Here is a 7,321-nt window from a genome sequence, read left to right as displayed (position 1 = left end):
GACCAATTTATTGCAACCGCAGTAGGACAGCCTTAAGTCCGACAGGCTGCTAGGCGGGAGGATCATATCCTCCCCACCTTGAAGAAGGCCAAAATTATTCAGCGCTTTCCTCTTTGCCTGCAGCGGCCTTGATCATCTTCTGAAGATCGCCGCTGTCATACATCTCAATCAGAATGTCGCTACCGCCAACCAGCTCACCCTTAATCCACAGCTGTGGGAAGGTTGGCCAGTTAGCGTATTTTGGCAGATTGGCACGAATTTCCGGATTAGCCAGAATGTCTACATAGGCGAACTGCTCGCCACAAGCCATTAAAACCTGCACCGCCTTGGAGGAAAATCCACACTGAGGCAGCTTGGGAGAACCTTTCATGTAGAGCAGGATGTCATGTGTTTCAATCTGCTCTTTAATTTGATCCATGATATCCATGAAATCACCTCATCACCGAAATGGAATCAACGGCTTTTATATAAGTAACTAACCAGGTACTTAAGCTGTTGGCACTGGCATAGCATTCTAAAGAAAATACCTGACTTACACCATTGGTTATACCAAAATCCGGGCAGATAACGACTGCCTGACGGTTGCCTGATGCAGGAACTTAACGTTCTTCACATCAGTCTAAAACCTTTAAATAATTATCTTACGAGATATGTGAGTACACACAAACACAGATACATTATTACGATCTCTCTGACAAAGAGCCTGAATACATTGCAAAACGCCCACGAAAACCAAGATCAAAACTTCTCTTGTTCCCACTGGTTCAGGCTGCTTTATACATCTATCTTTAAGCCTTCGAGACTCTTAATTAAGGATTTTAATTGAATGTTAAACAAGAATACTTTTCGCTCAGACAGCCTTTATCAGAGGCTCTTGATCATTTCCCTGGCACTGATGTTATCAGGGTGCACCGGGTTCGTTCAAACCAAAGAACCAACCCTAAACCAGTACCAACTGGATACAAACCTGATCATTGACGAGCGCCCCCTGGAACCCCAGAGCATCACCATCTCAGCGGATCAAGGCACCACTCTCTATTTCGAAGATGCTGAAAATAACCAACTTTACAAAGTTTTCTACATGCTAAAGCCTGGTGAGCAAAAGGGAACGGTAGAAGTTTTCACCAGCGTCCATACCGAACTGATGGCGCCCTCATTTCTGACTTATGAAGGGGAAGAAGCTTCTGCCGTCACTTCCCCCCCAAAACCACCTGTCATTGAAGTTAAGGTCAGGGCATCACCGGTTAAGCCAGCTCATCCCTGAGTTCGTTAGCCACCTGCACCATATTGCTCAGGGCTGCTTCCACCTCGGGCCAATCCCGGGTTTTGAGACCACAGTCCGGGTTGACCCATAAACGCTGCGCAGGGATTTTTTCAGCGGCTTTCTTCATCAGCTGTTTCATCCACTGTGGCTCGGGAACGTTGGGGGAGTGGATGTCATATACCCCGGGCCCGATCTCATTGGGATACTCAAACTGCTCAAAAGCATCCAGTAACTCCATGTCAGATCTGGAGGTCTCAATGGTGATGACATCGGCATCCATTGCTGCGATGTACTCAATGATGTCGTTAAACTCGCTATAACACATGTGGGTATGAATCTGGGTTTCATCCTGAACGCCACTGGCAGCGATCCTGAAGCTTTTTACTGCCCAGTTCAGATAGTCAGGCCAGTCTTGCTTAGACAAGGGTAAGCCTTCGCGAATCGCCGGTTCATCAATCTGGATAATGCCAATACCCGCCTTTTCCAGATCCACGGCTTCGTCCCTGAGCGCCAGAGCCAGTTGCAAGCAGGATACACTACGATCCACATCTTCCCGGGGGAAAGACCAACAGAGAATGGTTACCGGACCTGTGAGCATACCCTTCATCCACTTACTGGTCTGGTCTTGGGCATAACGACTCCAATTAACGGTCATGGGCTCTGGTCTGGAAACATCACCAATGATGATGGGAGGTTTTACGCAGCGGCTGCCGTAGCTCTGAACCCAGCCATTGCTGGTGAAGGCAAAACCATTGAGCTGCTCACCAAAATACTCGACCATATCATTACGTTCGGCTTCGCCATGAACAAGAACATCCAGTCCCAGCGCCTCCTGCCTGGCAACAGTGTCCCGAATCTCCTTTTGCATAGCTTCTACATAGTCATTCTCACTTAGCTCACCTTTCCTGAATAAACGACGCTGCTTTCTGATATCAAGTGTCTGTGGAAAAGAGCCGATTGTCGTAGTGGGAAACATCGGTAATTTAAGTCTGGATGCCTGGACAAAAGCCCTCTCGCGATAAGGCAGATTACGCTGGTCATCACCACTGCCGATCCCGGCAACCCTGTTCTGAACGGCCTCGTTATGTATTCTTGATGACTGATTCCGGGTTTCAACCGCTCGATCTGATGCAGCCAGGGCAGCCTGAACTTCAGGGCTCTGATCGTCTGAAAGCAAGCGAGCTATGGAAGATACTTCCTGACACTTCTGCACGGCAAAGGCAAACCAGGATTTCAATTCATCATCCAGATTCGTTTCATATTCAAGATCAACCGGTGTATGCAACAGTGAACAGCTGGGAGCAACCCAGAGACGGTGCCCCAGACGCTCACTGGCTTCGCGAAGTTTATCAACAATAGAACGAATATCCGCCTTCCAGATATTTCTGCCATTCACCACACCGGCCGAAAGCACTTTGTAGGAAGGCAGCCGGTCAAGGATTCCCGTCAGTTGCTCAGTATCACGAACCAAGTCAACATGCAGACCTTCAACAGGTAAATTCACCACGGTCGTAGTCGAGCCATTGAGGCCTCCAAAATAGGTCGCCAGCAGGATCTTCAGATCTTTGCCTTGCAGCCTGTTGTAGGTAGACTCAAAAGCCTGATGCCATTCGGTTGGAAGATCCAGCACCAGGATGGGTTCATCAATTTGAACCCACTCAACACCTAATCTGGCCAGCTCATTGAGTACCTGCCCATAGACCTCTATAGCATCATCCAGCAGTTCCAGACGATTGAAAGCCTCCCCTTTCACCTTCCCAAGCCACAGCCAGGTGAGTGGGCCTATGAGTGTTGGCTTAACCTTAAACCCTGCATCCAATGCTTCCCGGGTCTCACGAATGAGTTCTGTAGACGACAACTTTAAGGTCTGCCCTTTGTGAAGCTCGGGAACAATATAGTGGTAGTTGGTATCAAACCACTTGGTCATCTCACAGGCTGCTGCCGGAGTACCGTTGGGAGCCCTGCCGCGGGCCATACGAAACAGCGTATCAATGTCCTCACAGTCTGAGTCTGCACCGAACCTAGCCGGCACGGCTCCCAGCATGAGCGAGTGATTCAACATCTGATCGTACCAGGCAAAATCCCCAACCGGAACCAGGTCCAGTCCAGCTTCCTTTTGCAGAGCCCAGTGCTGCCGCCTGAGGCGTTTGCCCTCCTCTAACAGCCTTTCCTTACTCAGCTCACCCTTCCAATAGGCTTCCTGCGCTTTTTTCAGCTCGCGATTAGCACCAATCCGTGGAAAGCCACCACTGTGTGAGATTGCCATAATCGGATTCCCCAGAGCATCCGCTCTTGTTTATTTAAAAAGATTTGTTCATAACCCATGGCGACATAAAATTACTCTGTCGTTCATGGCTAGCTATTGTCTTTTCGAAATCTGCCGTGGCTGCGAAGTCAGTGTCCTCACGCCCGGCTGCTCATCGGGTATTAGTCTGGCCCACGAAAGAACTTGAATCAAACTCATTTTACTAATGATAATAGTGAGCAGAATTGATAATCTTTTAAAGAATAAATCCCCAGACGAGACATTTCTTATCATGACAACCAACATAGGATTGGAACTGAGGCATCTGAAAACACTTCACGCCCTGAAGCAAACCGGTAGCCTGGTTGAAGCAGCCAGAATCCTGCACCTGACTCAATCTGCTCTGTCCCATCAGATCAAAGAACTCGAAGCCCGAATTGGCATGGAATTATTCATCCGCAAAACCCGCCCACCCAGATTTACATCAGCAGGCCTGCGCATCCTGCAGTTGGCAGACGAACTTCTTCCTCAAATAAGACATGCTGAGCAAGATCTGTTCAGGCTGGCTGGAGGGGAATCAGGACGACTGAACATTGCCATTGAGTGTCACAGCTGTTACCAGTGGCTAATGCCAACCATTGACGCTTATCGTCAACAATGGCCGGAAGTGGAGATGGACTTTGCCACCGGCTTCAACTTTGCCCCCTTACCCGCCTTATCGAGAGGAGAGCTGGATCTGGTGGTAACCTCTGACCCGATGGATATTCCCGGTCTGACGTATATCCCGCTGTTTCGTTATGAGATGCTACTGGCTCTCTCCAGACACCACTCCCTGCTGAAAAAGGAGTGGATCGGGCCTGCTGATCTGGAAGAAGAAACACTGATCATCTATCCCATTGATCACGACCGGCTTGATATCTTTAATCGTTTTCTGGATCCGGATGACGTAGAGCCCAACCAAGTCAGAACGGTTGAGTTGACTCTGATGATGCTGCAGCTGGTTGCCAGTCAGCGCGGTGTCTGTGCTCTGCCTAACTGGGCTCTGGCGGAGTACCTTGAAAAAGACCATGTAGCAGCAAGAAAGCTGGGAAGCGAAGGTCTCTGGTCAACACTCTACGCAGGTATCCGCGTGGAACAGAAAGAACAGCCCTATATTGCCGACTTTCTGGAAACAGCCAGAGAAACCTGCTTCAAAACGTTACCGGGAATTCTTCCGGCCCTGCCGGAATGAAAAGCCTTGAAGGAGGGAAACAAACAAGGCTACTTTCAAACCAGGCCTTCCAGTCGTTCAGCGTCTCTGCTTGCGAGGTAAAACAAGACTGAACCGGGCGCCCCCCAGAGGACTGTGGCTGACCATTGCACGACCGTTGTGCCAATACATAATTCGCCGCACGATGGAAAGCCCCAGCCCATAACCGCCTGATTTTCTGGTACGACTGTCATCCAACCTTGAAAACGCTGAAAAGACTCGATCCCATTGATCCTCTGGGATACCGGGGCCGTCATCGTCCACATCAACTCGACAAGTGTCTTGTGTTGCAGAAAATCTGACCTCCAGTTTACTGTCTGCATAGCGACAGGCATTACCCACCAGATTCTGGATAGCCCGGTGCATATAGCGACGATCAATGTCCGCAAAGCGACGTGGGTCAAGTATATTGCATGGAACGTGCTCAATGGCCACACGATCCTGCAGGCGCTTGTGCTCACTGACGACCTGACCAATGATTTTATCAACATCTTGCCGCTTGAAACGCACCTCTGGTGCACCCTGTTCAAGATTGGCATAGGTCAAAATCTCATCCACCAGGTTATCCAGTTCCTGAATATCCTTATCCATGCCTTCTAACTGATGATCTCTTTCTTCAGACGTCCTGGCGTCGGCCACCAGATCCAGACCAAACCTGAGCCGGGCTACGGGGGTCCTCAACTCGTGAGAAACACCCCTGATCATTTCTTTCTGCAAACTTAACAGTCTCTGGATATGACCCGCCATGGCATTAAATGCCTGAGCCAGACGACCAATAGAGTCGGCACCATGCAAAGAGACACGAACATCAAAGTCGCCGCGGCTGAAACGCGTGGCTGCTCTCTCAAGCTTACGCAGTCGTTTTTCCATTCCCCGAACCAGAATATAAATGGCCAGACTCAGGGAAGTCAGTACAAACAAACCAATGGTCAGCATCAGCTTGAAAGGATAAGGATTCAGCAACCCTAATGGTCCCATTCTGATCAATCGGGATTCATCAGGCAGACTTGTGTAGATAGATACCGTCTGTGCCTCATCATCCAGCAACATCATCATGCTGCCTTTACGAAGCTGCTCCTGTTGCACAGGCACTAACCGGGTTTGAGAAGGCTCCACCAGATGGACAGGGTAACTGAAGCTATTGACAGACAACTCTTTCAGTTTTTCTGCTCTGCGAGCGACGGGAAAACGCATTAATTTGGCTTTTAGAAGGCTGAGAGTACCACTGGCTGTTTGCTCCGATATAGACGACACTACACCTTCCAAAAGGCTGTCTCCCGTCAGAGGTGTCATCACCAGTGCACTGTTCTGATCCAACATACGAACCTTGATACCATCGTGCTTCAGAGATTTGAATTGATCCTGATCCAGACCTGAATTTTCAGGGCTCACCAGCTCAAAGGGAATCGCAAGACGCTTTCCCCAGTCTTCGAGCCAGGGCTTACGTTCGTCTTCAGGCAACGATTCAACGGTCTCGGCGATCAGACGAAAGGTTCCCCTGACCATATCTTCACGATATTCAGCCTGTCTTATTCCATTGATCAGCGTAACGGAAATACCAGATAGAACAGCGACGAGCACCAGCGTAAACAGGAGCCCGCCATATATGCGTAAGAAAATGCTACTCACAGGTTTCTCTACTTAGATAACTCAGAGCGGTTATTCGCTTTTAACGAAGAGGTAACCTTTACTGCGAACAGTTTTGATCAAACGAGGGTGCATGGGATCGTCGCCAATCTTAGGTCGAATGCGAGACACCCGAACATCAATGGAACGATCCTGACCATCGTACTCTATACCACGCAGCTGAGAGAAAATTTCTTCCCGGCTCAACACTCGACCCGCATTGGAGCAGAGCAACCACAGCAGGTCAAACTCAGCACTTGTTAATTCAACACTAACATCGTTCAGCCAGGCTTCTCGCATAGAGTTATCCACAACCAGCGGACCAAAAATCAAGCGACTGTTGCTTTGCTCTTCCTGTTCTTCCAGAGGCCCCTGATTTCGGCGCAGCAAAGCTCGGATTCTGGCTAATAGCACTCTTGGACGAACCGGTTTGGCAACATAATCATCTGCTCCCATTTCCAGCCCCAGTACTTCATCCAGGTCATCGGTCCGGGCGGTCAGCATCAGAATTTGTCCGGCATACTGCTCACGAACCCGGCGACAGATGGAAACACCATCTTCTCCTGGCAGCATCAGATCCAGCACCACCAGATCAGGACGCTCTTCAAGAATACGACCAACCGCTTTGCCACCATCACCTTCTATAGAGACCGAGAGTCCATTGTTCTCGAGGTAGTCCCGGGTGAGTGTGGCCAGCCGTTCATCATCCTCAACAATCAGGATTCGACCTGTTTCTGAATTCTCCACAGCCAAACTTCCAAAGATTATAAAAATGAAGACTATAAGCCCGACGGGAATTGCCAGGCTCAGGTGATGGATACTACTACAGCATTGCATTAGAGTCCCTACATGACCTGTAAATTCCCCAAAAGGTCATTTTCCTGCCCTAGCAGCCTGTCGGACTTAAGCGTCCGTAGCGAGGATTGCAAGAAATTGA

The 7,321-nt window shown here is 49.4% G+C and carries 6 protein-coding genes; 2 read left to right on the top strand and 4 right to left on the bottom strand.

What is annotated here, in order from left to right; translation table 11 throughout:
* Nucleotides 1–94: 94 nt before the first annotated feature.
* Nucleotides 95–427: a Grx4 family monothiol glutaredoxin gene (gene grxD / locus KDK17_RS18685; protein ID WP_257274494.1), complete on the bottom strand. Its 333-nt coding sequence runs from the start codon at nucleotides 425–427 to the stop codon at nucleotides 95–97.
* Nucleotides 428–826: 399 nt separating this feature from the next.
* Between grxD and KDK17_RS18680 the strand changes: the two genes are divergently transcribed.
* Nucleotides 827–1,264 (top strand): hypothetical protein, encoded by a 438-nt coding sequence (locus KDK17_RS18680; protein WP_257288776.1) that lies wholly within the window; start codon nucleotides 827–829, stop codon nucleotides 1,262–1,264.
* Here the strand turns inward: KDK17_RS18680 and metE are convergent.
* A complete protein-coding gene (gene metE / locus KDK17_RS18675; RefSeq protein ID WP_257279883.1) occupies nucleotides 1,245–3,530 on the bottom strand; it encodes a 5-methyltetrahydropteroyltriglutamate--homocysteine S-methyltransferase in 2,286 nt (761 codons plus the stop codon). The two genes, KDK17_RS18680 and metE, sit on opposite strands and share 20 nt — an antisense overlap.
* A 271-nt stretch (nucleotides 3,531–3,801) precedes the next feature.
* Here metE and KDK17_RS18670 point away from each other — a divergent pair, with 271 nt between their 5' ends.
* Nucleotides 3,802–4,740, top strand: a complete 939-nt coding sequence (locus KDK17_RS18670) for a LysR family transcriptional regulator (protein WP_257288775.1) — start codon at nucleotides 3,802–3,804, stop codon at nucleotides 4,738–4,740.
* Nucleotides 4,741–4,797: 57 nt separating this feature from the next.
* On the opposite strand, the gene KDK17_RS19715 is transcribed toward KDK17_RS18670, so the two are convergent.
* Together KDK17_RS19715 and KDK17_RS18660 are read right to left on the bottom strand one after the other, a co-directional pair.
* A complete protein-coding gene (locus tag KDK17_RS19715) occupies nucleotides 4,798–6,387 on the bottom strand; it encodes an ATP-binding protein (RefSeq protein WP_257279885.1) in 1,590 nt (529 codons plus the stop codon).
* A gap of 30 nt (nucleotides 6,388–6,417) precedes the next feature.
* Nucleotides 6,418–7,137 carry a response regulator transcription factor gene (locus KDK17_RS18660; RefSeq protein WP_306671331.1) on the bottom strand — a complete coding sequence of 240 codons (720 nt, stop codon included), beginning with the start codon at nucleotides 7,135–7,137 and terminating at the stop codon, nucleotides 6,418–6,420.
* Between the last annotated feature and the right edge of the window lie 184 nt (nucleotides 7,138–7,321).

The sequence above is a fragment of the Endozoicomonas sp. SESOKO2 genome (genome assembly GCF_024606245.1).
Classification (GTDB): domain Bacteria; phylum Pseudomonadota; class Gammaproteobacteria; order Pseudomonadales; family Endozoicomonadaceae; genus Endozoicomonas_A.
This window is presented reverse-complemented; position numbering and strand designations above follow the sequence as displayed.

Bases quoted from the DNA above. Each gene is read 5' to 3' on its own strand.
- KDK17_RS18680 (WP_257288776.1), top strand. From the start codon at position 827: ATGTTAAACAAGAATACTTTTCGCTCAGACAGCCTTTATCAGAGGCTC.
- grxD (WP_257274494.1), bottom strand. From the start codon at position 427: ATGGATATCATGGATCAAATTAAAGAGCAGATTGAAACACATGACATC.
- KDK17_RS18670 (WP_257288775.1), top strand. From the start codon at position 3,802: ATGACAACCAACATAGGATTGGAACTGAGGCATCTGAAAACACTTCAC.
- metE (WP_257279883.1), bottom strand. From the start codon at position 3,530: ATGGCAATCTCACACAGTGGTGGCTTTCCACGGATTGGTGCTAATCGC.